General features: G+C 61.6%; 26 protein-coding genes. 12 read left to right on the top strand and 14 right to left on the bottom strand.

The window, feature by feature from the left end; all coding sequences use genetic code 11:
* Window positions 1–8 precede the first annotated feature (8 nt).
* From hutG to ASD58_RS10095, 5 genes are read left to right on the top strand one after another with little or no spacing between them, the layout of a single operon-like run.
* On the top strand, window positions 9–797 hold the full coding sequence (gene hutG, locus ASD58_RS10115; RefSeq protein WP_057260974.1) for an N-formylglutamate deformylase: 789 nt from the start codon (window positions 9–11) through the stop codon (window positions 795–797).
* Window positions 794–2,161: a formimidoylglutamate deiminase gene (locus ASD58_RS10110; protein WP_057261052.1), complete on the top strand. Its 1,368-nt coding sequence runs from the start codon at window positions 794–796 to the stop codon at window positions 2,159–2,161. Before hutG ends, ASD58_RS10110 begins: the two co-directional genes overlap by 4 nt.
* Window positions 2,158–2,742 carry a HutD family protein gene (locus ASD58_RS10105; RefSeq protein ID WP_057260973.1) on the top strand — a complete coding sequence of 195 codons (585 nt, stop codon included), beginning with the start codon at window positions 2,158–2,160 and terminating at the stop codon, window positions 2,740–2,742. The genes ASD58_RS10110 and ASD58_RS10105 overlap by 4 nt, the downstream gene beginning before the upstream one ends.
* Before the next feature lie 5 nt (window positions 2,743–2,747).
* Window positions 2,748–4,004 carry an imidazolonepropionase gene (gene hutI, locus ASD58_RS10100; protein WP_057260972.1) on the top strand — a complete coding sequence of 419 codons (1,257 nt, stop codon included), beginning with the start codon at window positions 2,748–2,750 and terminating at the stop codon, window positions 4,002–4,004.
* Between the two features lie 4 nt (window positions 4,005–4,008).
* Entirely contained in the window at window positions 4,009–5,559 is a 1,551-nt protein-coding gene (locus tag ASD58_RS10095; protein WP_373994444.1) for a glycine betaine ABC transporter substrate-binding protein, read from the top strand.
* Here the strand turns inward: ASD58_RS10095 and ASD58_RS31830 are convergent.
* From ASD58_RS31830 to ASD58_RS10075, 5 genes are all read right to left on the bottom strand, one after another.
* The gene (locus tag ASD58_RS31830) at window positions 5,513–5,671 is read right to left on the bottom strand and encodes a hypothetical protein (RefSeq protein WP_200951596.1); all 159 of its coding nucleotides are present in this window, start codon (window positions 5,669–5,671) and stop codon (window positions 5,513–5,515) included. The genes ASD58_RS10095 and ASD58_RS31830 overlap by 47 nt on opposite strands.
* A gap of 345 nt (window positions 5,672–6,016) precedes the next feature.
* The gene (locus tag ASD58_RS10090; RefSeq protein ID WP_057260971.1) at window positions 6,017–6,649 is read right to left on the bottom strand and encodes a hypothetical protein; all 633 of its coding nucleotides are present in this window, start codon (window positions 6,647–6,649) and stop codon (window positions 6,017–6,019) included.
* A 2-nt stretch (window positions 6,650–6,651) separates the two neighbouring features.
* Complete coding sequence (locus ASD58_RS10085; RefSeq protein WP_057260970.1) at window positions 6,652–7,134, bottom strand: GNAT family N-acetyltransferase; 483 nt, start codon at window positions 7,132–7,134, stop codon at window positions 6,652–6,654.
* A complete protein-coding gene (locus ASD58_RS10080) occupies window positions 7,131–8,072 on the bottom strand; it encodes a DMT family transporter (protein WP_057260969.1) in 942 nt (313 codons plus the stop codon). The genes ASD58_RS10085 and ASD58_RS10080 overlap by 4 nt, the downstream gene beginning before the upstream one ends.
* Window positions 8,073–8,293: 221 nt before the next feature.
* On the bottom strand, window positions 8,294–8,731 hold the full coding sequence (locus ASD58_RS10075; protein ID WP_057260968.1) for a DUF962 domain-containing protein: 438 nt from the start codon (window positions 8,729–8,731) through the stop codon (window positions 8,294–8,296).
* 77 nt (window positions 8,732–8,808) lie between these two features.
* Between ASD58_RS10075 and ASD58_RS10070 the strand changes: the two genes are divergently transcribed.
* Complete coding sequence (locus tag ASD58_RS10070) at window positions 8,809–9,309, top strand: DNA-deoxyinosine glycosylase (protein ID WP_057260967.1); 501 nt, start codon at window positions 8,809–8,811, stop codon at window positions 9,307–9,309.
* Between the two features lie 138 nt (window positions 9,310–9,447).
* Here the strand turns inward: ASD58_RS10070 and ASD58_RS10065 are convergent, their stop codons facing one another.
* Window positions 9,448–10,884, bottom strand: a complete 1,437-nt coding sequence (locus ASD58_RS10065; RefSeq protein WP_057260966.1) for a DUF3943 domain-containing protein — start codon at window positions 10,882–10,884, stop codon at window positions 9,448–9,450.
* Window positions 10,885–11,147: 263 nt separating this feature from the next.
* On the opposite strand from ASD58_RS10065, the gene ASD58_RS10060 reads away from it, so the two are divergent.
* A complete protein-coding gene (locus ASD58_RS10060; protein ID WP_082565333.1) occupies window positions 11,148–11,783 on the top strand; it encodes a tetratricopeptide repeat protein in 636 nt (211 codons plus the stop codon).
* Window positions 11,740–12,306 carry a hypothetical protein gene (locus ASD58_RS10055; protein WP_156401221.1) on the top strand — a complete coding sequence of 189 codons (567 nt, stop codon included), beginning with the start codon at window positions 11,740–11,742 and terminating at the stop codon, window positions 12,304–12,306. Before ASD58_RS10060 ends, ASD58_RS10055 begins: the two co-directional genes overlap by 44 nt.
* Before the next feature lie 110 nt (window positions 12,307–12,416).
* Here the strand turns inward: ASD58_RS10055 and ASD58_RS10050 are convergent, their stop codons facing one another.
* Window positions 12,417–13,475: a S41 family peptidase gene (locus tag ASD58_RS10050; RefSeq protein ID WP_162253002.1), complete on the bottom strand. Its 1,059-nt coding sequence runs from the start codon at window positions 13,473–13,475 to the stop codon at window positions 12,417–12,419.
* Window positions 13,476–13,702: 227 nt separating this feature from the next.
* Window positions 13,703–14,404, bottom strand: a complete 702-nt coding sequence (locus ASD58_RS10045; protein ID WP_082565331.1) for a YebB family permuted papain-like enzyme — start codon at window positions 14,402–14,404, stop codon at window positions 13,703–13,705.
* Between the two features lie 144 nt (window positions 14,405–14,548).
* Here ASD58_RS10045 and ASD58_RS32700 point away from each other — a divergent pair, with 144 nt between their 5' ends.
* Complete coding sequence (locus tag ASD58_RS32700; protein WP_057260962.1) at window positions 14,549–15,484, top strand: NUDIX domain-containing protein; 936 nt, start codon at window positions 14,549–14,551, stop codon at window positions 15,482–15,484.
* A gap of 40 nt (window positions 15,485–15,524) precedes the next feature.
* Here ASD58_RS32700 and ASD58_RS10035 read toward each other — a convergent pair whose 3' ends face one another.
* From ASD58_RS10035 to ASD58_RS10020, 4 genes are read right to left on the bottom strand one after another with little or no spacing between them, the layout of a single operon-like run.
* Entirely contained in the window at window positions 15,525–15,770 is a 246-nt protein-coding gene (locus ASD58_RS10035; RefSeq protein ID WP_057260961.1) for a DUF3297 family protein, read from the bottom strand.
* Window positions 15,767–16,072, bottom strand: a complete 306-nt coding sequence (locus ASD58_RS10030; RefSeq protein ID WP_057260960.1) for a type II toxin-antitoxin system RelE/ParE family toxin — start codon at window positions 16,070–16,072, stop codon at window positions 15,767–15,769. The genes ASD58_RS10035 and ASD58_RS10030 overlap by 4 nt, the downstream gene beginning before the upstream one ends.
* Entirely contained in the window at window positions 16,060–16,344 is a 285-nt protein-coding gene (locus tag ASD58_RS10025) for a CopG family ribbon-helix-helix protein (protein WP_057260959.1), read from the bottom strand. The genes ASD58_RS10030 and ASD58_RS10025 overlap by 13 nt, the downstream gene beginning before the upstream one ends.
* A gap of 39 nt (window positions 16,345–16,383) precedes the next feature.
* Window positions 16,384–17,988, bottom strand: coding sequence for an acyl-CoA dehydrogenase family protein (locus tag ASD58_RS10020; protein ID WP_057260958.1), 1,605 nt, complete (start codon window positions 17,986–17,988; stop codon window positions 16,384–16,386).
* 74 nt (window positions 17,989–18,062) lie between these two features.
* Here ASD58_RS10020 and ASD58_RS10015 point away from each other — a divergent pair, with 74 nt between their 5' ends.
* Both ASD58_RS10015 and ASD58_RS10010 read left to right on the top strand, forming a co-directional pair.
* Window positions 18,063–18,719, top strand: coding sequence for a TetR/AcrR family transcriptional regulator (locus ASD58_RS10015; RefSeq protein WP_156401220.1), 657 nt, complete (start codon window positions 18,063–18,065; stop codon window positions 18,717–18,719).
* 11 nt (window positions 18,720–18,730) lie between these two features.
* On the top strand, window positions 18,731–19,576 hold the full coding sequence (locus ASD58_RS10010) for an alpha/beta hydrolase (RefSeq protein ID WP_057260956.1): 846 nt from the start codon (window positions 18,731–18,733) through the stop codon (window positions 19,574–19,576).
* On the opposite strand, the gene ASD58_RS10005 is transcribed toward ASD58_RS10010, so the two are convergent.
* A complete protein-coding gene (locus ASD58_RS10005; RefSeq protein ID WP_057260955.1) occupies window positions 19,560–20,396 on the bottom strand; it encodes an alpha/beta hydrolase in 837 nt (278 codons plus the stop codon). The two genes, ASD58_RS10010 and ASD58_RS10005, sit on opposite strands and share 17 nt — an antisense overlap.
* Before the next feature lie 87 nt (window positions 20,397–20,483).
* On the opposite strand from ASD58_RS10005, the gene ASD58_RS10000 reads away from it, so the two are divergent.
* On the top strand, window positions 20,484–21,083 hold the full coding sequence (locus tag ASD58_RS10000; protein ID WP_057261049.1) for a YdeI family protein: 600 nt from the start codon (window positions 20,484–20,486) through the stop codon (window positions 21,081–21,083).
* Between the two features lie 7 nt (window positions 21,084–21,090).
* On the opposite strand, the gene ASD58_RS09995 is transcribed toward ASD58_RS10000, so the two are convergent.
* The gene (locus ASD58_RS09995; RefSeq protein WP_057260954.1) at window positions 21,091–23,007 is read right to left on the bottom strand and encodes a CocE/NonD family hydrolase; all 1,917 of its coding nucleotides are present in this window, start codon (window positions 23,005–23,007) and stop codon (window positions 21,091–21,093) included.
* Window positions 23,008–23,028: the final 21 nt, after the last annotated feature.

The raw sequence follows: 23,028 nt of genomic DNA, 5'->3' as shown, positions 1-23,028 counted from the left end.
GAGGTTTCATGGATTACCGCTTCCAAGCAGGCAGTATTCCCTTGCTGGTGTCGATGCCCCACGTGGGCACCGACATCCCTGACGATGTCGCCGCGGCGATGACGCCGGCGGCGACCGAAAAGGCCGATACCGACTGGCACCTGGTGCAGCTGTACGACTTCCTGGGCGCGCTTGGCGCGTCCACCCTGTCGGCGCGCTGGTCGCGCTATGTGATCGACCTGAATCGCCCGCCGGAGAACACCAACCTGTACCCCGGCCAGGACACCACCGGCCTGTGTCCTGTCGACACTTTCCACCGCGAGCCGCTGTACCTGGAAGGCCGCCAGCCTGACGAAGCGCAAGTGCAGCGCCGCCTGGCCGCATACTGGCAGCCTTACCACACCCAGTTGCGCGCGGAACTGGACCGCCTGTTGTCCATCCACGGCAAGGTGGTGCTGTGGGACGCCCACTCCATCGCGTCCGTGGTGCCGCGCTTCTTTGAAGGCAAGCTGCCCGACCTGAATTTCGGCACCGCCGACGGCGCCAGCTGCGACCAGGCCATGACCGACGCCATCGCCGGGGCAGCGCGCCGCGACGAGCGCTTCACCGTGGCCGTCAACGGCCGCTTCAAGGGCGGCCATATCACGCGCTTCTACGGCAAGCCGGAGCAGGGCGTGCATGCGATCCAGCTCGAGATGTGCCAGTCCACCTATATGGACGAAGTGGCGCCGTTCGGCTATCGCGTCGACCGCGCTTCTGAAATCCAGCCGCTGCTGCGCCAGTTGGTGCAAACCGCCGCAGAATGGGTGCGCAAATGAAAGCCCTGTTTGCGCACAACGCGCTGCTGGCCGACGGCTGGCGCAAGAACGTCCTGCTGCAATGGGACGATCGCGGCAACTTCACCGCCGTGCAGGCCGATGCCGTGGCGGCGCCGGGCATCCCGGGCGCGCGCCTGGTCATGCCGGGCATGGTCAACCTGCATTCGCACGCATTCCAGCGCGCGCTGGGCGGCCTGACCGAAGTGGCGGGCGACTCGAAGGACAGTTTCTGGACCTGGCGCGACCTGATGTACCGTTTCGCGCGCAACATCACGCCGGAGCAGATGGAAGCCATTGCGGCCCAGTTATACGCCGAGTGCCTGCGCCACGGCTACACCTCGATGTGCGAGTTCCACTACGTGCAGCGCGCGCCCGACGGCAGCATGTACCCGCAGGCGTCCGAAACGGCGCAGCGCGTGATTGCCGCCGCGCGCCAGACCGGCATCGGCATCACCATGTTGCCGGTGCTGTATTCCTATGCCGGCTTCGGCGAGCAGCCTTTGAAGCCGGAGCAGGCGCGTTTCCGCACCGACGCGCGCGACGTGCTGAAGATCATCGGCGAGCTGGAACCGCAGCGCGACGCCCAGGTGGAGGTCGGCGTCGCGCCTCATTCGCTGCGCGCTGCTTCGGTGGCGCAGATCCGCGAAGTGCTGGACCACCTGCCCAAAGCGCGCCCGGTACACATCCACATCGCCGAGCAGCAGGGCGAGGTGCAGCAGTCGCTGGATTTCTCCGGCAAGCGCCCGGTGCAATACCTGCTTGAAAACCTGCCGGTCGATGCGCGCTGGTGCCTGGTGCATGCCACCCACCTGACGCCGGAAGAAGTCATGGCCATCGCGCAAAGCGGCGCAGTGGCTGGCCTGTGCCCGACCACGGAAGCCAACCTGGGCGACGGCCTGTTCCCGCTTGAAAGCTTCCTGGAGCAGGGCGGCCGCTTCGGCGTCGGCAGCGACAGCCATGTCTCGCAAAGCGCGGTGGAAGAATTGCGCTGGCTTGAATACGGCCAGCGCCTGTTGCAGCAGCGCCGCAATATCGCGACATCCGTAAGCGAGCGCCGTGTCGGTGACTTCCTGTGGCAAGCTGCCTTGCAGGGCGGCGCGCAGGCGGCGGGGCGCCCGGTGGGAGCGCTGGCGGTCGGCAAGCGTGCCGACCTGATAGTGTTGGACGACGACCACCCGAATCTTGACGGAATCGAGGCTGCCGATGTTTTGGGATGCTTCGTTTTCAGCGGAAATGATAATCTAGTGAGGGATGTGATGGTCGGCGGCCACTGGGTGGTGCGCGGCCAGAAGCACGTGGCGCAACCGGCCATCACCACGCGCTTCAAAAAGACACTGGCCGAACTGCGCGAGCTACGAGCATGACTCAAATCATCCAGTATGCAAGCCTGCACGCCACGCCATGGAAGAACGGCGGCGGCAGCACCACGGAATTGTGCGTGATGCCGCCGGGCGCCGGCTTCGACGAGTTCGAGTGGCGCCTGTCACTGGCCACCATTGCGCAGAGCGGGCCGTTCTCCGTGTTTCCCGGCATCGACCGCACGCTGACCCTGGTCGAGGGCGGCGGCGTGGTGCTGGATGTCGGCAATGAGCGGCGCGTGGCGCTGTCCGAGCGCGAGCCGGTGATCGCCTTCCCGGGCGAGAACGCCGTCACTGCCACGGTGGAAGGCGCGCCGACCACGGATTTCAACGTCATGACGCGGCGCTCCATCTGCAACCACCAGCTTGAGCGGCGCACCATCCGCGATTTCTCCACACTGGAGCGGCGCAGCCCGACCACCGTGGTATTCCTGGCCGAAGGGGAAAGCCTCAACCTGGCCAGCGCCAGTGAACGCATCTCGCTGGTGCGCTATGATGCGGTGGTGCTGGACAAGGATGATGTGTGGACGCTGGAGGCGGGCCACGCCACCGTGTTCATTGTCGATATTTTCCCGAACGAAGAGTAAAACACATGGCAGTTGAGTGGGACCTGTTGATCACCAACGTGCACCTTGCCACCATGGTGGGCGAGGGCTATGGCGAAATCCGCGATGCCGCCATTGCGGTCGATAACGGCCGCATCGCCTGGATCGGCCTCCGCGAGGACGCCGCCGCCGCGGGTTGTGCGGCACTGGAGCACGATGCCGGCGGCTGCTGGCTGACGCCGGGCTTGATCGACTGCCACACCCATATCGTCCACGCCGGCAACCGCAGCGACGAATTCGAGGCGCGCCTGAACGGCGCCACCTATGAAGATATCGCCCGCGCCGGCGGCGGCATCATGTCCACCGTGCGCGCCACCCGTGCTGCTTCCGACGACGAATTGCTGCGCCAATCGCTGCCGCGTATCGCCGCCTTGCTGGCCGAAGGCGTGACCACGCTGGAAATCAAGTCGGGTTATGGCCTTGACCTCGAGTCGGAATCGAAGATGCTGCGCGTGGCGCGCCGCGTCGAGCAGGTGATGCCGGTATCGGTGCGCACCACCTTCCTGGGAGCGCACGCGCTGCCGCCTGAATTCAAGGATCGCGCCGACGATTACGTCGACGAAGTGATCGGCATGATCCCCAAGCTGGCCGCCGGCGGCCTGGCCGACGCGGTGGATGCCTTCTGCGAGCGCATCGGCTTCACCGCTGCGCAAACGGAGCGTATTTTCGCCGCTGCCCGCGAGCAGGGCTTGCCGGTCAAGCTGCATGCAGAGCAGTTGTCCGACCAGGGCGGCGCGGCGCTGGTGGCCCGTTTCGGCGGCCTGTCTGCCGACCACCTGGAGCACCTGAGCGCCGAAGGCATCGCCGCCATGGATGCCGCCGGCACGGTGGCCGTGCTGCTGCCCGGGGCCTACTACTTCCTGCGCGACACCACGCCGCCTCCGGTCGCCGCCTTGCGCGCCGCCGGCGTGCCGATGGCAGTCGCCACCGACAACAATCCCGGCACTGCGCCGATGACATCCCTGCTGCTGGCGATGAATATGGTGTGCACGCTGTGGCGCCTGACGCCGCTCGAAGCACTGGCCGGTTGCACCATCAATGCCGCCCGTGCGCTCGGGCTCGATGGCGAGGTTGGCACGCTGGAAGTGGGCAAGCGCGCCGACTTCGCGCTGTGGCAGATCGCACGCCCTGCGGACCTGTCGTATGCCTTTGGCTTCAACCCTTGCGTCGCCGTGGTCAACCGTGGCGTCTGGCGCGATCCCGTGGTCGGCATTCCCGTGGTAGTCCCGGCTCCAGGCGCCTGACTTGCTGCGCCGCGCCGCCACCGTCCTGCTGGCCCTGGCGGCCGCCGCAGTTTCAACCGCAAACGCCGACAACACGCTGCGTATCGGCTCCAAGCGATTTACCGAATCCTACATCCTGGGCGAACTGCTGGCGCAAACTGCCGCGCCGCACGCAAAGGTCGAGCACAAGCAGGGCCTGGGCAATACCGCCATCGTGCTGGCCGCGCTGAAGTCCGGCAGCATCGACGTCTACCCCGAATACGCCGGCACCATCAGCCAGGAAATCCTCAAGCGCACGCAGCCCGCCACGCTGGAAGAAATGCAGCGTGAACTGGCTGCGCAAGGCCTGGGCGCAGCCGTCCCGCTTGGCTTCAACAATACTTACGCACTGGCTGTACGCGGCGACGCTGGCGGCCCGCGCAAACTGAGCGAACTGGCTGCCCGGCGCGAACTGCACTACGGCCTGTCGCATGAATTCATTGGCCGCGCCGATGGCTGGCCAGGCCTCGCAAAGCGATACGGCATCAGCGCCACGCCGCGCGGCCTCGACCACGGAATCGCCTACGAGGCCCTGGCGCAGAAGCAGGTCGACGTCATCGACATTTACTCCACCGATGCCAAGATCAGCCAGTACGGCCTGCGCGTGCTGGACGACGACCGCGCCTATTTCCCGCGCTACGACGCCGTCCTGCTATACCGCCTCGACGCCGCCCAACGCTTTCCGGCCGCCTGGCAGGCATTGCGCGCGCTGGAAGGCCGCATCAGCGTCGCCGACATGATCGCGATGAATGCCGCCGCGGAATTGCGCGGCCAGCCTTTCGCCGGCATCGCCCGCGACTGGCTCGCGCACCAAGAAGCTTCAGCCACGCCGGCCGCCAGCCGATCCGCCGCTTCGCGCGAGGCCCCAGCCTCATCCCGGGCTCCCACGTTATGGCAACGCCTTTTTGCGGACGACTTCTGGCCGCTAACCCGCCAGCACATCCTGCTGGTCGCCTTGTCCGTCGCGATGGCAAGCGCCATCGGCATCCCGCTCGGCATCCTTGCCGCCTATCGCCCAAAGCTGCGCGAACCGGTCATGGCCGCTGCAGGCATCCTGCAAACTATCCCTTCGCTGGCCCTGCTGGCCATCTTGATCCCGCTGCTGGGCACGATCGGCACCGTGCCCGCGCTGTGCGCATTGTTCGTCTACGCGCTGCTGCCGATCATCCGCAACACCTGCACCGGCATCAGTGGCGTGCCGCAAGGCCTGAAGCAGGCAGCCGAAGCGCTTGGCCTGCGCACCATGCAGCGCTTGAAAGAGATCGAACTGCCGCTGGCGGCACCGGTGATACTGGCCGGCGTCAAGACAGCCGCCGTGATGAGCGTCGGCACCGCCACCATTGCCGCCTTCATCGGCGCCGGGGGCTACGGCGAACGCATCACCACCGGCCTGGCCCTGAACGACAACACCCTGATGCTGGCCGGCGCGCTGCCGGCAGCCGTCCTGGCCCTGCTCACGCAAGGGCTGTTTGAATGGATGGAAAGGGGATTCAAAGCATCAGCAGCCGCGCGCGCACCTGCTCGGCTTCGCGCGTAAGTACCTGCTCAGCCAACGCATCATTGGCCCGCTGTGCCGCCAATACCTGCAATTCACGCATATAACGGTTCAGCAAAAAACGCAGGTAAACCCGATACAAAGCTTTGAACATCTTCGGTCTCCACCGAGGGCGGGACTATCCATTCTGCGAGTTTCTCCAGAGAATGTATTGAGCTAGATCAAATGTAATCCAGGTAAGAATTTGTAAGTGACAAGGCAAGGCCGGGTCAGGGCGACTATATTGAAACCGTCGATTCATCTCCCCTCCCAACTGACACCTGGGTTTAGTATCCCTCGCCCGACCACACACGAGCCGCGAGGGATTTTTTTGCCCACTCGGGAACTCCCATATCTGCGCAAGGTTTTGAGGCGCGCGTAGACTTTTTTTTCAAGATTGCAGGCCGCGACCTTGGTCGGCCTGGTTGCCATCGCGGTTCGCCCGCTATGTATGCGATGATCAATGGGCTAACACAGCATCAACCGACTTCGGCAGGTCCTTCAATGGCGTCGTCTTTGGGTAGCGTGCTGAGGGTGCGGTGACGTCCACGCCACCGATCCTTGTCTCGACATCGTATTCGCCGAGTGCTTGATCGAGCAGCAGGAAGGCAATCATCGCGTACTCATTATGTCTTGCTTTGGTATAGCCAGGAATTAATACGGCGATTGCCGCTTTGCCCCCGTCCCTCCTGACAAAGGCAGAAACGGTCTGGGCTTTGACCGTGACACCGCCATAACTAATGTCAAAGGGTTCGCGGCGTGGTCTGAACTTGATGACATTCCAGCGCGCCAAATGTGGCGCCGCCGCATAGAGCTTCTCGACCATTGGAAATGCATCTCGATTGCCATCAGCGCTAATGACAAATTCCCGTCGCCCCTGTTTTTTTGGCCCGAATTCAAAGGTAAGCCTGGCATCAACCTGATGCATTTTGGCCGCAAGCTGATCGAAAACCGCTTCCTGATCCGTCTCAAAATCAAAAAGCATGTTGTCACTTTTCTGGAACCAAGTCCAGAAGTCAGACTCGGGCGAAGCTTTCGCAATACCGCAAAGAAGCGCCGCAAAGAGCAGGAATCCCGATCGCAGAAGTTTCATTCTCATGCTTCAGCCAGGGAGTGCAAGGCCGGGCCAGTCACGCGGCAAACGCGCCAATCTGGCAGCACATCCGCGCCCATCTGCTCATAGAACTTGATCGCGTTCATGTTCCAGTCCAGCACCGACCACTCGAAGCGCCCGCATTGGCGTTCGACAGCAATCTTGGCCAGCGCGGCCAGCATCTGCTTGCCGTAGCCCGCACCGCGGCGGTTCTGCTTTACGTAAAGGTCTTCCAGGTACAGCCCCTTCTTGCACAGGAAGGTCGAGAAATTGTGGAAGAACAGTGCATAGGTCACCACTTCGCCCGCCTCCTCGCCCACGATGCCTTCCACACCCGGCTTGGCGCCGAACAGCTCTTCATGCAGCATGGCTTCATCAGCCACCACCAGGTGTTCCAGTTTCTCGAAAACAGCCAGCTCACGAATCATGGCCATAATGGACGCCACGTCTTCCGGACGGGCAGGGCGGATAGTCAAATTGCTCATGAAGCTTTCTTCAAAGGTTTAAGGTCAACAGGAGTACGGCTGGCCGGCATCGATGGCGCCTTGAGCGCCCAGGCCACGCTGGCGATGCACACCACCATGCCCAGGATTTCCATCCATCCCGGCCGGTAATTCTCGAGGCGAATGCTCAGCAGCACGGAAATCACCGGCGTCACCACGCCGATGTACACCGCCTTTTGCGTGCCGATGCGGTCGATCAGCGTGAAGTAGCAGGCGAACGCAATCACGGAGCCCAGCAGCGACAGGTAAAGCAGGCCGCCCCAGTACGACGCAGTGCGCGGCATGACAAAAGCATCGCCGCGCGCCAGAGCCCACAGCGCGACCAGCAAGGTGCCCCACAACATGCCCCAGGCCATGGTCAGCAGCACATTCGATTCATGCTGGCGCACCTTGACTACCAGCGTGTTGCCGACCGAGCTGGCAATGGTCGCACCCAGCGCCAGTGCCAGGCCGAGGATGAAATGCCCCTGGCCGCCGGCCATCACGTCGCGCAGCGACTCAGTAATCGAGTGATAAAACAGCAGCACCACGCCGCCCACTGCCGCACTGCCGGCGGCCCAGGTGCGCCAGGTCAGTGGGGTGCCGAAGGCAAAGCGGTTCAGGATCGGATTCCAGAACACCATCAGCGCAAACAGCACCGCCACCAGGGCCGATACAACGTACTGTTCCGCGTTATAGGTGCCGATATAGCTCAGGCCAAAGCTGCAGCACCCTTGCAGGATGGTCCAGCGCTGCGCCTTCCACGACAGCTTCAGCTTGTCGCCGCGCAGCAGGCACCATGCGAACAGCACGCTCGAAGCGAGGGCAAAACGGTAGACAATTGAAACGGCGGGAGCGATGTCGCCCAGTTGCAGGGTGATCGCGAAGAAGGTGGAACCCCAGATAAGACAGGCAAGAATGAAGAGTATTGGAGAAGGCATCCCGCCAGTATAAGTGTTTCTTTAATACCGCGCAGTGCGACAATCAGTGATTATTCGACGCTAAAAAATCGGTATTATTCAAGTACTTAAAGACTGGAGGCAGGCATGAACATGGAAACGCGCATCTGGGTCGCCTCAGTGCTCGGCTATGTCGCTGCAGCGGTGATCATTCTGGTGGCCGGGGAAGCGATGTCCCCCGACCAGCTCAACGTCGCGTTGTTCTAGTAGGCGACATTCAGGCGGCGGTACAGCACGCCCAGCACAAACAGGGGCCCGATCAGCAGGAAGCGCAGGTCATCGAAGAACGAAGGCTTCTTGCCCTCGATCTTGTGCCCGATGAACTGGCCGATCCAGGCCAGCACGAAGATCACAATACTCAGTGGCAGTACCGAAGCCGGCGGCAGCGCACTCAACACCGCCAGCATGAAGCCGGCCATCACCAGCATCCCCAGCGCGAAATTACGCGACAGCTTGAAGTAATAGACCATCGAAGCCGCAGCCAGTGCCACCGCCAGCAGCGGGTGGATGGCCCAGATCAATCCCAGCAGGCTGAACACAATGAGCGGTACGCAAACGCAGTGGATCGCCTCATTGGTGGGATTCAGGTGACTTTCGCTGTATTTCAACAGCAGGGTAACGATGGCACGCTGCTCAGACATGGTTGCGGTCTCCGGTGTGATTATCTGTTTAGCACTACCGTTCGATTCTACACCCGAACTCCCGCTAAAATGCACGAATGGAACTGAAACGTTGCTTTGATCCCGTCGTCGACGAACGCACCCGCCTGCTGGTGCTGGGCAGCCTGCCGGGCGACAAATCGCTGGCCGTGCAGGAGTACTACGGTAACCGCCAGAACAAATTCTGGATGTTGATGTCGCAAGTGATCGCCCTGGACCTCGTTCCCCTCGACTATTCATCCAGGCTGAAAGCGCTGCTGGCGCACGGAGTGGGACTATGGGATGTGGTGGCTGAAGCCCATCGTCCAGGAAGTCTGGACAGCAGGATCAGGGCGCGCAACGACAATGACTTGTGCACTTTGCTTGCGCGCCATCCAAACATCAAGGCGATCGCCTTTAATGGCGGAACAGCTGCGAAGTTAGGAAGGAAAGTGCTCGGTTCGCACGCCGCAAACTACCAAATCGAGGAGCTGCCTTCGAGTAGCCCAGCATATACATTGGGCTACGTTGAAAAGGCAGCTCGGTGGCAGGCTTTGCGCGCTATTTTACTGGCGACATAGCAAGCGGCGGCATTGCCCGCTTCTTCCAGTCTGTCGACTGCGGAGCCAAACCGAGATTCCGCAAGGCCGACAGGCGACATTGGGTTTGGAAGCACCTGGAGTGGTTCAACTGGAATCCCGCGTTTCCTGTGCCGGCGGTCACCAGTTTACGGCACCGAAGGCCCGCGCGAACTGGTAGGTGTAGTAGAGGCCGACCGTATCGCGGCGCTGCTGCCGTTCCGGGACGCTCTCGAACGCGAATGTCCGGCGTGACGTCAGGTATTTGAGCGTGACGGCATGGTGGCCAGTGACCCTCCAGGTCAGTGACGCGTCGCCGCGGAACACGCGGTCCGCCCCGTCCGATCCAGGACTGGTCAGCTTGCCGTCGAAGAATTCAAGCGCCGAGAGTTCGAAGGCGAACCTATCGACGCCGATCAGGCGCAGCATCAGCATCGCTTGCGGTGCGAAACCGTAATGGTATTGCCCGCTCGTGCTGGCGCGATTGGTGCCGGTGGACGTATATCCGATGCCGGCCGATGCATGGCCTTGCAGCGCGTAGTGGTCACTCAGCCACAACTGCGCATTGCTGCCCAGCGACAGTCCTGTGCTCGCCACCCGGAACAACTGCGGCGCCAGATAATCGTAGCTGCCGTATAGCCCCGCGATGCCGTTCAGGCTCCTGCCGAACCCGTAGGGCGCGCCGAATAGCATGCCCCGCGATGCAAGGCTTTCGACACCCTGCACGTTCGACATCCTGACGCGGAACAGGAAGTAATCGTAAGGCCGTCGCCAAGTATAGCCGGGTTGGCCCGGCAAGCCGTAGTCGAGCGCAAAGTCGGCCGCGACCTCGTTGCGCCGAGGCGCCAGCGAGGGGCCGACGTTGCTGCTCGTGATTCCTCCAGCGCCCAGCTGCAAGCGGCCCCAGATGGCCGGGCTGTTGCTCACCCACGGCGCGGCGCGGCGGCCCCCGGCGACATGGCGATTGAATCCGAGCGGCGGCGATACTGCGGCGGCCGCAACTTCGCGCCATTGCGGCGAGAGTCCATACCCCTCGTCCAGCACCAGGTTCGCCATCCGGTACAAGGCTTCGCCCAGGAAGCTGCCACCGAAGCTGGTCGTGATCTGGTCGTTGCGTGACGGCGTCGTCGTCTCCCCGGCGATTTCCCAGACGGCGCTGCCGGCAAAGGCATAGCCCATCGATTCCCAGAACGTCAGCCCGTTGCTGCGCGCGAGTCCGAAGTAGACGGAGCCCTGGTAAGGATGGCCGAGCTGGTTGATCTTGAACGGGTCCCGGTCAACGACCCAGCTGCTGTGCAGGTTGCGTCGGATCGATCCGACGCTCACGTCATAGTCGTCCGGCCGGACGAACGCATGGTCAACCCGGTTCAGCGCAAGCTGGAATCCCAGGATCTCCAGTGCCGCCGCACCATAACTTTTATACAGACGATCATCCAGCGGCCGTGCCGGCGCATCGTCCCGCACGATGTCCTGCAGCGGATCGTCGGCGGACGCGGCATTGCCGGCGCCGGTGGCCAGCGCCAACAGCGCCGCGCAGGCGCGCTGGCGCGGCTCGAAACCGTTTCTCGATTTCTTCATGTCCTTCGCCACCAATTGAGCATTCCTCCGGCGGTCGCTGGATGGGATGTTAAATTGAATATATCGAATACATACAATCAATGGCGCACTGGACCATACGTCAGAACAACAGGTCCCGGCCTGAGACGTCTGCCGTTGTTTGCCATCACATCGCGTAGTGGCGATTTGAGACAGGGAATTTGCCGGGGTAGAAGTCGTCGTGAGATGACCGAGTACAATCGGCCATTTGTAGCTATCTCCGGACTCACTTCGTCTACCAAACCATGCGCCAATTGCTGATTTGTCTTATCTTCTCATCCTGCCTTCTGGTTGAGTCGCTCTCGCTCGCGGCGCAACCACACCTGGCAAGTACTACCGATGTTGCCGCCGACTTCAAAGCAGGGGCGGGGCTCATATCGCAGCACATGAAGATGTCGGAGCGGGAACCAGCTTTGGACGCGGTCAGGCGCCGCGCCTTGGAGGAAGGGATTGCCAGGCTTGAGGCTGTTGTTCGTGCCGACAGGCAGCATTGGCAGGCCAGCTGGTTCATCGGAAAAGCGCACCAGGCACTGGGGAATCGCTCAGATGCATATGGCGCGTTCAAGACCGCTTATTCAATCGAGCAAAATAATCCGGATGTCGCCAGTGAGTATGGACTTTCCTGCATCGATGTTGGGCAAGGAACGGATGGCGTCGCCGCGCTACAAAGAGCGATCAAGCTTGCTCCTTCAGTACCGGAATTGCACGCCAATTTGGCGCTCGCCTATTTGGTAGCGAATCGCAACAAGCAAGCGTTGGACTCGGTTGACCGTGCCATCACTATGGACCCGTCAGATAAAGTTTCTCGCGCTGTGAGGGCCCTGGTAATGCAGGTGATTGAAGGCACGCGTCCTCAACCAAAGAGTGGCGCCGAATTTTAGAGGCGTGTTCGCTACTGGCCAAAGAGCGGCCACCCGAAAAAAAACCAAGATCCAAACCTACAAAATGAAGCAAATACAATCCCTTGTTGGGGCAATGATTTTGATGACAGGTGCCACGAGCAGCTTTGCATTGCCTATTGAAGTTGACGCCATCGTTGGCAAATGGCGTCATATAAAGATGGTACAGACCGCAGATGGGAAGGTAGTTCGAATTCAAGAGTCCCATGGAGCGTCCACTATGGATTTCCGAAGAGATGGAACATGGAGCCTCAGCAGCTCTACCAATGCCAGCTCTGGTTCATATCGCCTGGTTGGCGAAGACTCCTTGGAGACGACAATATTGAAGTCTGACGTCTCCAGCCAAGTTGGCTGGACCTCGGTGAAAAAGGTCAGTGTTGATGAAGAACATTTGCAGCTGATAACGACATATGATGAGAAGGGGATGGAGGCGTTTGCCAAGCGAACAAATGGAACACGTCCCACTGCGATGGATGTTACCTCCACCTTTGAGAAAATTAGATAGCAGGCTTTCGTAATTCGACCGCCTGGAAAATGTTGCGTGAGGGCTTGGGCCAAAGCGGCCCGTTCGATTCGCGTCCCGAGGCTCGGACGCGATGAGATCATCGATCTCGCTTACTTAACTTCACCCTTCTCCATGCGCTCCGCCTCCGCAGTCAATTGCGCGCGGGCTCGGTCGTCGCCGATTTTCGGCATGATAATCTCGCGCAGGATTCTGGCGTTGGCGACGTCGAGTGCGCGATCCGCCGGTGTCGCCACATCCGGCTTGACGCCGACACCTTCCCAATTCCCGTGCGTGATCGGGTTGATGGCTTGTCCGGTCGAAATGAAGGCGACCAAGCCGCCATCTACCGCAATGGGGGCGCCCGGATTCGCGGCGCCGCCAGTTGTTTCCCCGACGAGGGTCGCCCGTTTTTGCGTCTGAAAATCATAGGCGCACTCTTCCGCCGCTGAGAAAGTCCGCTTGGAAGTCAACACATACACCGGGCGGGTGTAATGCACAGCAGTTGCCGTACTGGTCCAGTACTGTTTGCTTTGCTGATTCTTACGGAAGACCATGTCATTCAAATGCCGCCGGTCGCCCTCGGCGAAAAAGTGACTCATCAGGTAGGCAACAGTTTCACCATCGCCGCCCCCATTCTTGCGCAAGTCCAGGATGATCGCCTCGGTATGTTTCAACAGCGTCATCGCCGCCTCGATGGAGGGGGCCGAAAACGACGCTGGTTCAAAACCGCGAATGTCCAGATAGCCCACATTGCCCGGCAGGCGCTCGACGCGGAAGACGCCACCTGCGAGGCGTTCCGACTCTTGGCGCTGCTGGGCAAGCGCCTCGGCGCTCGGGGCACTTTCGTCCGGCGCGGCCTTGAATTCTGGGTCGAAACGCACGCCAAAGTGCATATCCTTTCCGGTAGTTCTCATATCCGCGGTCAGCATCTCCGCCAGGGAAGCGGCCGTGCCGGCGCTGGCATAGGCATTTTTCGCATCCCTGTCGCGCAGGTGCGCAGCCACTTTCTTTGCTACATCCGGAAACACGTAATTGTCCTCGACGGTTTGTGCCAATCGCTTGACGACGGCATGGCGGGTTGCGCCATCCAGCGCCCCGGTTGCAGGCGGGACTTGTGCGGATGCCTGCGCAGCAGCGGCAAGCGCGAGTGTAACGAGCATGTGAGACATAAGGCCTTTTTGTATCTGCGGTTGATTTGCTGACATTGACGAAAAGCCTGCCCAAGCTGGGCATCATCGCATTCAATGGCAGGACTGCGTCCCGGCGGGGACGCAGGCGATCATTTACATGTGTAATCGCTGGATTATGATTACATCTGTAATCGATAATGTCAAGCTCCAGCGATCAGGGCAGTTCGCCGCTGGAATGTGGATCCTTGGATCTGGGTTAGTCCTGGTCAAGGATTGCGCACTGAGGAGTTGTTGGCGACAAAACCATCGAAGACGGCATGCACTTGCGAGCTGTTCATGACGCTAGCCGGCGTTACGGTCTCTCGCTCCCATGGAATCTGCCCGAAATACCAGTATTTCCAGAACGCCTGGTCGGCATCCGGATTGCGCGCCAGCAGGGTGGCGAAGGTTTCGGTTTCGCCAACCTGGATGCCGCTTGCCTCACGCAGTACTTCGTGCACAAAGCGCGAACAGAATTGGCGCGGCGAGTGCAGGTTGAAGCCGGTGTCGTAGAAGATGCCCATGCGGGCCTGCGCTGCCTGAACCAGGGCGCGCTGCTGCTTGGCCGTTAGCGGCGTGTTGAGGCGGCTCACTCCGACGCGGCCGCCTTCCGAACGCGCGAGAAAGCGCGCAAGGCTTCCCTGTTTAGATACCGGGAAGGTGCTTTCTGCGATGACCGGCTCCGTGCCATCGGTCGCGATGACGATGCCGACATGGTTGGTCCAGCTATTCGTGGTCTCAGCGACTTTTCGAAACGGCAGGGCTGATACGCGGATAAAGAGCAGGTCGCCAACCTGTAATTGCTGGGCCAACGCAGGGTTTGAAGTCGTCGGCAGTTCCGATGCGGCTGTCGAGCGCAGCGTAAGCAATCCGATTGCCAGGATTGCGATAGCACGGCAGCCTCGCCGTACATAGTTTGTCCCCCACATGATGTCTCCTTTAGCGAAAGTGATGAAAGTTGTACCTTGCGCGGAGTTTGGACAAAAGGTCAGGGAAGCAGAAGTTTTATTTCCAAGTTATCATCGCTTGCGCTGTTCAGGTATCACAAGGCGATACTTTTTAAGGGAAAACCCATGGAAGAAAATGTCCGTATCAAGTCGGTCAAACTACTGTCAGACAATTGGTACGTCCTCAAGACGACCACTTTCGATTTGAAGCGGCGCGATGGCCGTTGGCAAACCATGAGCCGGGAGACCTATGACCGCGGCAACGGCGCCGTCGCCCTGCTGTATAACAGCACGCGCCGCACGGTGCTGCTGACGCGCCAGTTCCGCTTCCCCGCTTACGTCAACCAGCACGATGGCTACCTGATCGAAGCCCCGGCCGGCCTGCTGGACGAGGCGCATCCTGAACAGCGCATGCACGCCGAGCTGGAGGAAGAAACCGGCTACAAGGTGGAGCAGCTGCGGCCGGTATTCGACGTCTTCATGAGCCCTGGATCGGTTACCGAGCGGCTGCATTTCTTCGTGGGCGAGTATCACGCCGGATCGAAGATTGGCAGCGGCGGCGGGCTGGAACAGGAAGGCGAGGATATCGAAGTCATCGAGATGGATGCCGACAAGGCGCTGGCCATGACCGCCAGCGGCGAAATCATGGACGCCAAGACCATCATGCTGCTGCAGTATTTGCACCTGCATTTGCTGCCGCCGCGCAGCATGATGATCCTGGTCGCCGGGCCTTATCGTTCCGGTACAGGCGACGACCCGGCGCGCATCGCCGCCAATGTGGCCGCCATGGAATCCTTCGTCTTGCCGCTCTACCGCAAGGGCCATACGCCGGTGCTGGGTGAGTGGCTGGCGCTGCCCGTGCTGCACGCCGCCGGCTCGCAAGGCGTGGGGGATGCTGTCTACGAGGAGATTTTTCATCCGCACTGTGAGCGCTTACTAGCGCACTGCGACGCGGTGTTGAGGATTGGTGGCGCCTCGGCCGGGACCGACGCCATGGTGGCGGCGGCACGCAAGCGCGGCCTGCTGGTGTATCACGACCTGGATCAGGTGCCTGCGGTTTGAGGCAAGAAAAAAGGCCAGCGAATGCTGGCCTCGGGGAATATCAGCGGTAGAAAGCGTCTACCTTGCCTTTCAGCTTGACCAGCATTGGCTGGCCGCGGCGGTCTTTGGCCGTTGCGTGCTGGACTTTGATCCAGCCTTCGCTGATGCAGTATTCCTCAACGTCAAAGCGCTCTTTGTCGTTGAATTTGATGCCAATGTCGTGCTCGAACACGGCAGCCACGTGGTGCGGGCTGCGCGGGTCGATCGACAGGTGGTCCGGGAGTTCTGGGCGGGTAGTATCGTTCATGGGCCAGGATTATACCGGAAGCCAGCCTCACGTTGATGCCGGACAGCCAGCACTAGCACCACATCCTGCATTGGTTCATACGAATAAAGTGCAACGAATCCGGTGCGTCCTTGTGAGATAACCAGTTCACGCAAGTGCATTTCTGCCGGGCGCCCAACCAGCGGGTGGCGGGCAAGCATACCGATTGCATCGACGATCAAGTCCAGTGCCGTTGCCGCCGCCTCTTCCGATTCGGTGACCATGAATTCAACAATGCGCTCCAGATTGGAAAGCGCAGTTTCCGAGTATGTTACTTGCGCCATGGCTTGGCAGGCGGCCGGGGGGTATCCTTATCCCGCAAGCGCTGCCGCAGGTATGCACGAACTTCGTTGGCTTCGTAACCTGCACCGGATTCCAGCATTTCTGATCGGGCGGCAAGCGCCTCTTCCACAAACTGAGCGCGAATTTCGGTTTGTTCAGTTGCTTGCCTGATCGCTTCGACCATGAAGGCATGGGTGCTCAAGCCGAGGTCTTGGGCGGCCGAAGCCGCGCGTTGTTTCAAATCCTCGGGCAATTTCAGCGATGTTGTCGACACGGGATTTCCTCGATACTCGGTAACACCATGGTAACACCTTTACATTGGCCACGCGCGGTCGATGATAGCGGGGTGGACGGCGGTGTCGGACAGGGTGCCGTAGATGCGGCCATGCGCGGTGTCGAAGCGGCTGGCGATGAAGGCGTCGGCGATTGCGGTTGGGGCGCGCTCGCGCAGCAGGCGGGCCTGGATCAGCAGGACCAGCGATTGCGCGTTGCGGCGCGCCAGCGCTTCCTGCGGGGTGGAGCCGTCGAGCAGGCTGCCAAGCGCCAGGAGGTGGGGACGCAGCGCGGCATCGGCGTGGCAGCCGTCCTGCAGGTCGCACAGCAGGGCGGCCATCGCTTCCGGCTCGCGGGCAATGGCGCGCAGCAGGTCGAGCGCCATCACGTTGCCGGAGCCTTCCCAGATCGACAGCACCGGCGTTTCCCGGTACAGGCGCCCCATCGGGCCTTCGTCCATATAGCCGTTGCCGCCGAAGACTTCCATTGCCTCCGCCGACAGTTCGATGGAGCGCTTGGTAGTCCACAGCTTCCCGGCCGGAGTGACGATGCGCTGGTAGGCGCGTTCCAGCGGCGAGTCGTCGCGGTCGAAGGCTTCGGCCATGCGCATCATCAACTGCGTGGCGGCCTCGCTTTCCAGTGCCATGTCGGCCAGTACATTCTGCATTAATGACTGGTCGGCCAGGCGCTTGCCGAAAGCGTGCCGCTGGCGCGAGTGGTGGATTGCTTGCACCACGCATTGGCGCATCAGGCTCGCCGCACCCATCACGCAGTTCAACCGCGTGATATTGGCCATTTCGATGATGGTCGGGATGCCGCGTCCCTCCTTGCCCACCATGCGCCCCCAGGCACCATGGAATTCGACTTCGCTGCTGGCGTTGGAGCGGTTGCCGATCTTTTCCTTCAGGCGCTGCACCTGCACAGCATTCTTGCTGCCGTCCGGCCGGTAGCGCGGCACGAAGAAGCAGGACAGGCCGCCGCCGGTGCGCGCCAGCACCAGGTGGGCATCGCACATCGGCGCGGAGAAGAACCATTTGTGGCCGGTCAGCTGGTAGCCGCCTGCCACCGCTTCGGCATGCGTGGTGTTGGTGCGCAGGTCGGAGCCGCCCTGTTTTTCCGTCATGCCCATGCCGACCAGGATCGAATCTTTTTGTTCCAGCGGGATATCGCGCGGATCGTATGTGCGCGAGAACAGCTTTGGAACCAGCGCTTCGAACAGCTCCGGCTCTTGCCGCAACACGGGCACGCAAGCCAGCGTCATCGAATGCGGGCATTGGCTGCCGGATTCGATCTGGTGGTGCATCGAGAAGGCGGCAGCGTATGCCGCCCAGGCGCCCGGCCGCGAGTCGGAGAAGGGCTGTGTAATCATGCCCTGCTCGCGCGCCATGCGCATCATGCCGTGCCAGGCCGGGTGGAATTCGACGCGGTCGATGCGGCGGCCCTGGCGGTCGAAGGTATGCAGTTCGGGCTTGAAATGGTTGGCGTCTTCCGCCATGCGGATGGTGGCCTCGCTGCCCAGCAAGGCACCGTAGGCTTCCAGTTCGGCTTCGTGGGCACCGGCGCCGGCGCGGCAGATGCCTTCCTGCAGCGCCAGATCGCTGGTGTACAGGTTATAGCCTTTCAATTCGTGGGTCAGGTTGTCCATTGCGGCACAGCTCCTTGATTAATGTGCAAGAAAGTGTAATGCTCGGCGCTTTCCCGGGTGTTCGGATTCCGACCATGCATGCACCACTTACCGTCGCGCCGAAGCGGCGAAAACCGACACAGTCGCGGGCCCGTGCCACGGCGCAGGCCATCGAGCAGGCTTTCGTGCAATTGCTCGTCGAGAAAGGCTATGCCCAGGTAAGCATTCGCCAGGTGCTGGCGCTGGCCGGCGTAGGCGCCGGCAGCTTCTATGAATATTTCGCCAGCAAGGATGCGCTGGCCGCAGTAAGCATCCGCCAGCGCGTGCGGGCCATTGCGGCAGCGTTGGAGAAATCGGTGCAGTCGGCGGCCGGCTTGCCGCTGCCAGAACGGGTCGATGCGCTGCTGGAAGCTCAACTCCAGGCCCCGCTGGCAGAACCCGAACAGTGGGCTGCCCTGTTCCACCTGGAGCGGCAAGTGTCGAAGCCGCAGGCTTTCCGCGAGCTGTACGGCGAATTCGTGGCGCTATGGGAGCGCGGCCTGGGAGCGGGCGCCGACTGGCCGGCCGAGGCAGTGTTGGCCGATGCGGCATTTGCGGCGCATGCCATCGCGTACAGCCTGGTCGCGCAAACCTTGATGGCGCGCAGTGAGCGGCCCGACGCGCCAGCGCTGCGGGCGCTGGTACGGCAGGCGGTGCATGGGTATTTGTCCGTGGTGGCGCCGCGTGCGTACCGTGGCTGTCTGGCGTTCTGAGAGGAGAAAGCATGGCAAACAGGCGACAAGTGTTGGGCATGGCGGCGGGCGCGTTGGCGGCCGCTGTGGCGCGGGCGGGCGAACCGGTAGCGATGGGAGCTACGCCCTCTGCACCGCTGGCGATCGGCGAGGCCTTCACCATGGAGTCGAAAATTCTCGGGGAAACGCGCCGCATCAACGTCTACTCGGCGCGCGCCTGGAACGTGAAACCGGATGCGCCGCTGCCGGTGCTGTTCATGCTTGATGGCGGCGTGGCGGAAGATTTCGTCCACACGGCAGGCTTGCTGCAAATCTCGGTGGCCAGCCTGGTGATGCGCTCCTTCATGCTGGTAGGGATCGAGAATACGCAGCGCCGCCGCGATATGACCGCACCCACCGACAACCCTGAAGACCGGAAGATCGCTCCCGTGGTCGGAGGCTCGGCCGTCTTCCGCCATTTCATCCGCGAGGAGCTGATGCCGCAGGTGAAAGCCCGCTACAACACCACCGGCGAAACCGCACTGATCGGCGAATCGCTGGCTGGCATGTTTGTGCTGGAGACCTTCCTGCAGGCGCCGGAGATGTTCGATACCTTTATCGCCATCGATCCGACGCTATGGTGGAACAGCCGACAAATGCTGAAGACTGCCGGCGACACGCTGCGCCGCCGCAAACGCCTGGACAAGACCCTGTTCATCGCCACCAGCGGCGAGAAAGGCCAGCCGGAGCTGGCGCAGCAGTTGGAGAGTGCGCTGGCCAGCGTGCAGGTCGAGGGCCTGCGCTGGCAATTGACTCCGATGCTGGAAGAAACCCATATGACGATTGGCCACCCGGCCGCAATGCGCGCCTTCCGCTCGGTATTCAAGCCGCCGGCTTGAACTGCGCCTGAAGGAAGCTGGCGATCTTCTGCTGCGTGGCCGGCAGGTAGGGAATATTCAGGTGGTCTGAATCGGGAATGATTTCGTCGTGATGCAGGCAGGTCAGCTTGCTGACCAGTTCATTGGTGTGCGAATGCGGCACGATATCGTCGCTGGCTGCACGCAGCACGTAGGTCGGCGCCGCCAGTTGCGTTGCATGCTTGACTGATTCGAAGCGGTGCTGCAGCAGCATCGACACCGGCAGGGCAGGGAATTTGCGCTGCGCCAGCGCCAGGATCGAATCGTAAGGTGTGATCAGCACCGTGGCCTGAACCCTGCGCTGCAACGCCGCCTGCACGGCCACGCCGGAACCCAGGCTGCGCCCCACTACGGCAATGCGGGTCGGGTCCACTTTGTGATGCTTGCACAACCAGTCCAGTTGCATACAGGCGTCGGCCACCAGCATTTCTTCGCCCGGTTCGCCGTGCGAGTCGCCGTAGCCGCGATAATTCAGGGTCAATACCGTCATGCCGGGGAACAGGTTGCCGGCGTCGCGTACCAGCCAGGATACTTCCTCCGAGCGTCCTCCGAAATACACTACCGCAGGGCGCACGCCAGGTTCGCGTGGCGTCATCAGCCAGCCGGCCAATCGCGTTCCGTCACCTCCGCGCAGCACAATTGCACGTGTGCGGTGGCCGCTGCTGCGCGGGCTTTGCACCTCGCGCTTGACGGTGGGATTGAACAGCAGCTTGCGCTGGCCGGCCATGAGGAGGGCGGTCAATCCGGCCCATACGAATCCCACGGCGCCAGCGGCGGCGGCCACTTTACGTGAATTGTTCATGTAGCTTAGTATGCTCCTAATGCTGAGCAAACTGCGTTAAGCAACGCACCAATGTCAGATTGCGGCAACACACTTACAAGGATGATCATGCCCACCACTGATCCGCGCGTCGACGAATACATCGCCAAGTCGGCCGAATTCGCCCAGCCTATCCTGACCCATCTGCGCCAGGTGATCCATGCCGCTTGCCCGGAGGTGAAGGAGACCATCAAGTGGAGCATGCCGAATTTCGACTACCACGGCATCATTTGCAGCTTCGCCGCCTTCAAGCAGCATTGCGCCCTGAATTTCTGGAAAGGCGAGTTGCTGATCGCGGCGGAAGACGACAAGGGCAAGGAGGCGATGGGACAGTTCGGCCGCATCACCTCGGTCAAGGACTTGCCGCCAAAGAAAGACTTGACGGCCTACATCAAGAAGGCCATGCAGCTCAATGAACAGGGCACCAAGGTGGCACGGCCAAAGGCGGCGCCGCGCGAGCTGGTGGTGCTGGATTACTTCATCGCGGCGCTGGAGGCCGAGCCGGCCGCATATGAAGTGTTCAACAATTTCTCGGCCAGCGCCAAGCGCGAATACTGCGAGTGGCTGACCGAAGCCAAGACCGAGGCCACGCGCGACAAGCGCATGGCCCAGGCGGTCGAATGGATTGCCGAGGGCAAGAAGCGCAACTGGAAGTACGAGAACTGCTAGCCGCCGCTTAAGGCATCACCATCAGTTGCAGGCCGGACGCCGTGCCCGGTGCGTGGTAGACGCGCTGGGTGGCCTTCACGAAGTCTTCCGGTTTCGCGTTGGGGATGCTGGTGAAGGTTTGCGGGTTCAGGTCGACCAGCGGGAACCAGCTGCTCTGCACATGCACCATGATGCGGTGGCCGCGACGGAAGGTGTGCTGCACGTCGCCCAGGTTGTAGCTGAGCGGCTCCACCTTGCCCGGCACGAAAGGCTCGGGCTTTTCGAAGCTGTTGCGGAACTTGCCGCGCAGCGGATTGCCACGCACCAGTTGCTGGTAGCCGCCCATCTTGATTGATGGCGGTGCTACGTCCTTGTGCTTCTCCTCTTCCTTGTCCTGCGGGTAGTCGTTGGGGTAGACGTCGATCAGCTTGACCACGAAGTCGCTGTCGGTGCCGGTGGTGGAGACGAACAGCTTGGGTGTCACCGGGCCGGCAATGGTCACGTCTTCTTCCAGCACGTCGCTCTGGTATACCAGCACGTCCGGGCGGGTGGAGGCGAAACGCTGGTCCGACACCATGTATTCGCGCGGCACGCCGGTTGCTGGATAACCGATGTAAGGCACCGGCTTGCGCGGGTCGCTGACATATTCATCGAAACCGCCGCTGGCGGCGGGCTGGGTCCAGCCCAGGGTGCCATTCGGCCCCAGGTACAGCATCCTGGCCTTGGCCTGCACTGGCGGCCAGGCGGTGTACTGGCGCCACACATTGGTGCCGGTCTCGAAGGTATTGACCGCGGCAATCGGCTGCGCCGGTTTGGCGCCTTTCAACTGCTCCTCGAAGAAGGGGAACAGCAGCTTCTTGTTGAAATGCTCGCTGGTCTTGCTGTCGAATTTCACATGGCCCAGGCGTTTGCCTTCGCCGCCGGCCCAACCGCCGTGCGACCAGGGGCCGATCACCAGGCCGTTGAAGGTGCCGGGATTGTTCTTGCCCACCGCGCGGTAAATGGAAAACGGGCCGGCGGGATCTTCAGCATCGAACCAGCCACCGACGGTCATCACAGCCGCTTTCACGTTCTTCATGTGCGGAGCCAGGTTGCGCGTCTTCCAGAATTCGTCGTAGGTGTCGTGGTCGATGGTCGGCTTCAGGTAGGCGAGCTGCTTGGGCTGCATGCCGGCAAGGATGTTCGACATCGTCAGGCGCTGCAGGAAGTAATCATAGCCGCTGGTGGTGCCGTAATCGAACTCGCTCCAGCTTTTGGGCAGCGGAGAGGGATTTTTCTCTTCGGTGAAAGCGGCGTAGAAATCGAAGTTAGCCGCCAGCATGAACGCGCCGCCATGATAGGAATCGTCGCCCATGAACAGGTCGGTCACAGGCGCCTGCGGCGAAGCAGCCTTGATCGCCGGGTGCGAGTCGATGATGCTGGCTGCGGTGTAGAAGCCGGGATAGCTGATGCCGTAGATGCCGACCTTGCCGTTGTTGTTGGCCACATGCTTGAGCAGCCAGTCGACCGTGTCGTGCATGTCGCGGCTTTCGTTGCCTTCGCCTGCTTCCAGCGTGGATTTGGCATGCGGCGTCATTTCCTGCCATTTGCCCTCGGACATATAGCGGCCGCGCACGTCCTGCTTGACGAAGATGTAGCCGGCGTCGCTGAAGTCGGCTGAAGGGCCGAGGCGGCGCGGGAAGAAGTCCGGCCCGTACTGCAACTGGCCGTCGACATTCACACCTGCGCTGTAAGGCGTGCGTTCGATCAGGAAGGGATAGGCCTTGCTGGCATCCTTCGGCACGTAGACGGCCGTGAACAGGTGCACGCCGTCGCGCATGGGGATGCGGAATTCGTACTTGGTGTAGGAGGAGCGCAGGTCCGGTTTTTCATCAGGCGCCGCCTGGGCGGCGCCTGCGAAGGCCAGTGCAAGGGAGAGGGCGAGGGGGCTCAGTTTGGAAAGCATGGGTCCTTTTTACATGGCGAT

Origin of the sequence: Duganella sp. Root1480D1 (genome assembly GCF_001427305.1) — a bacterium.
Lineage (GTDB): Bacteria > Pseudomonadota > Gammaproteobacteria > Burkholderiales > Burkholderiaceae_D > Rugamonas.
This window is presented reverse-complemented; position numbering and strand designations above follow the sequence as displayed.

Coding starts and splice junctions, on each gene's coding strand:
- hutG (WP_057260974.1), top strand. CDS start 9: ATGGATTACCGCTTCCAAGCAGGCAGTATTCCCTTGCTGGTGTCGATG.
- ASD58_RS10110 (WP_057261052.1), top strand. CDS start 794: ATGAAAGCCCTGTTTGCGCACAACGCGCTGCTGGCCGACGGCTGGCGC.
- ASD58_RS10105 (WP_057260973.1), top strand. CDS start 2,158: ATGACTCAAATCATCCAGTATGCAAGCCTGCACGCCACGCCATGGAAG.
- hutI (WP_057260972.1), top strand. CDS start 2,748: ATGGCAGTTGAGTGGGACCTGTTGATCACCAACGTGCACCTTGCCACC.
- ASD58_RS31830 (WP_200951596.1), bottom strand. CDS start 5,671: ATGTTCAAAGCTTTGTATCGGGTTTACCTGCGTTTTTTGCTGAACCGT.
- ASD58_RS10090 (WP_057260971.1), bottom strand. CDS start 6,649: ATGAAACTTCTGCGATCGGGATTCCTGCTCTTTGCGGCGCTTCTTTGC.
- ASD58_RS10085 (WP_057260970.1), bottom strand. CDS start 7,134: ATGAGCAATTTGACTATCCGCCCTGCCCGTCCGGAAGACGTGGCGTCC.
- ASD58_RS10080 (WP_057260969.1), bottom strand. CDS start 8,072: ATGCCTTCTCCAATACTCTTCATTCTTGCCTGTCTTATCTGGGGTTCC.
- ASD58_RS10075 (WP_057260968.1), bottom strand. CDS start 8,731: ATGTCTGAGCAGCGTGCCATCGTTACCCTGCTGTTGAAATACAGCGAA.
- ASD58_RS10070 (WP_057260967.1), top strand. CDS start 8,809: ATGGAACTGAAACGTTGCTTTGATCCCGTCGTCGACGAACGCACCCGC.
- ASD58_RS10065 (WP_057260966.1), bottom strand. CDS start 10,884: ATGAAGAAATCGAGAAACGGTTTCGAGCCGCGCCAGCGCGCCTGCGCG.
- ASD58_RS10060 (WP_082565333.1), top strand. CDS start 11,148: ATGCGCCAATTGCTGATTTGTCTTATCTTCTCATCCTGCCTTCTGGTT.
- ASD58_RS10050 (WP_162253002.1), bottom strand. CDS start 13,475: ATGTCTCACATGCTCGTTACACTCGCGCTTGCCGCTGCTGCGCAGGCA.
- ASD58_RS10045 (WP_082565331.1), bottom strand. CDS start 14,404: ATGTGGGGGACAAACTATGTACGGCGAGGCTGCCGTGCTATCGCAATC.
- ASD58_RS32700 (WP_057260962.1), top strand. CDS start 14,549: ATGGAAGAAAATGTCCGTATCAAGTCGGTCAAACTACTGTCAGACAAT.
- ASD58_RS10035 (WP_057260961.1), bottom strand. CDS start 15,770: ATGAACGATACTACCCGCCCAGAACTCCCGGACCACCTGTCGATCGAC.
- ASD58_RS10030 (WP_057260960.1), bottom strand. CDS start 16,072: ATGGCGCAAGTAACATACTCGGAAACTGCGCTTTCCAATCTGGAGCGC.
- ASD58_RS10020 (WP_057260958.1), bottom strand. CDS start 17,988: ATGGACAACCTGACCCACGAATTGAAAGGCTATAACCTGTACACCAGC.
- ASD58_RS10015 (WP_156401220.1), top strand. CDS start 18,063: ATGCATGCACCACTTACCGTCGCGCCGAAGCGGCGAAAACCGACACAG.
- ASD58_RS10010 (WP_057260956.1), top strand. CDS start 18,731: ATGGCAAACAGGCGACAAGTGTTGGGCATGGCGGCGGGCGCGTTGGCG.
- ASD58_RS10005 (WP_057260955.1), bottom strand. CDS start 20,396: ATGAACAATTCACGTAAAGTGGCCGCCGCCGCTGGCGCCGTGGGATTC.
- ASD58_RS10000 (WP_057261049.1), top strand. CDS start 20,484: ATGCCCACCACTGATCCGCGCGTCGACGAATACATCGCCAAGTCGGCC.
- ASD58_RS09995 (WP_057260954.1), bottom strand. CDS start 23,007: ATGCTTTCCAAACTGAGCCCCCTCGCCCTCTCCCTTGCACTGGCCTTC.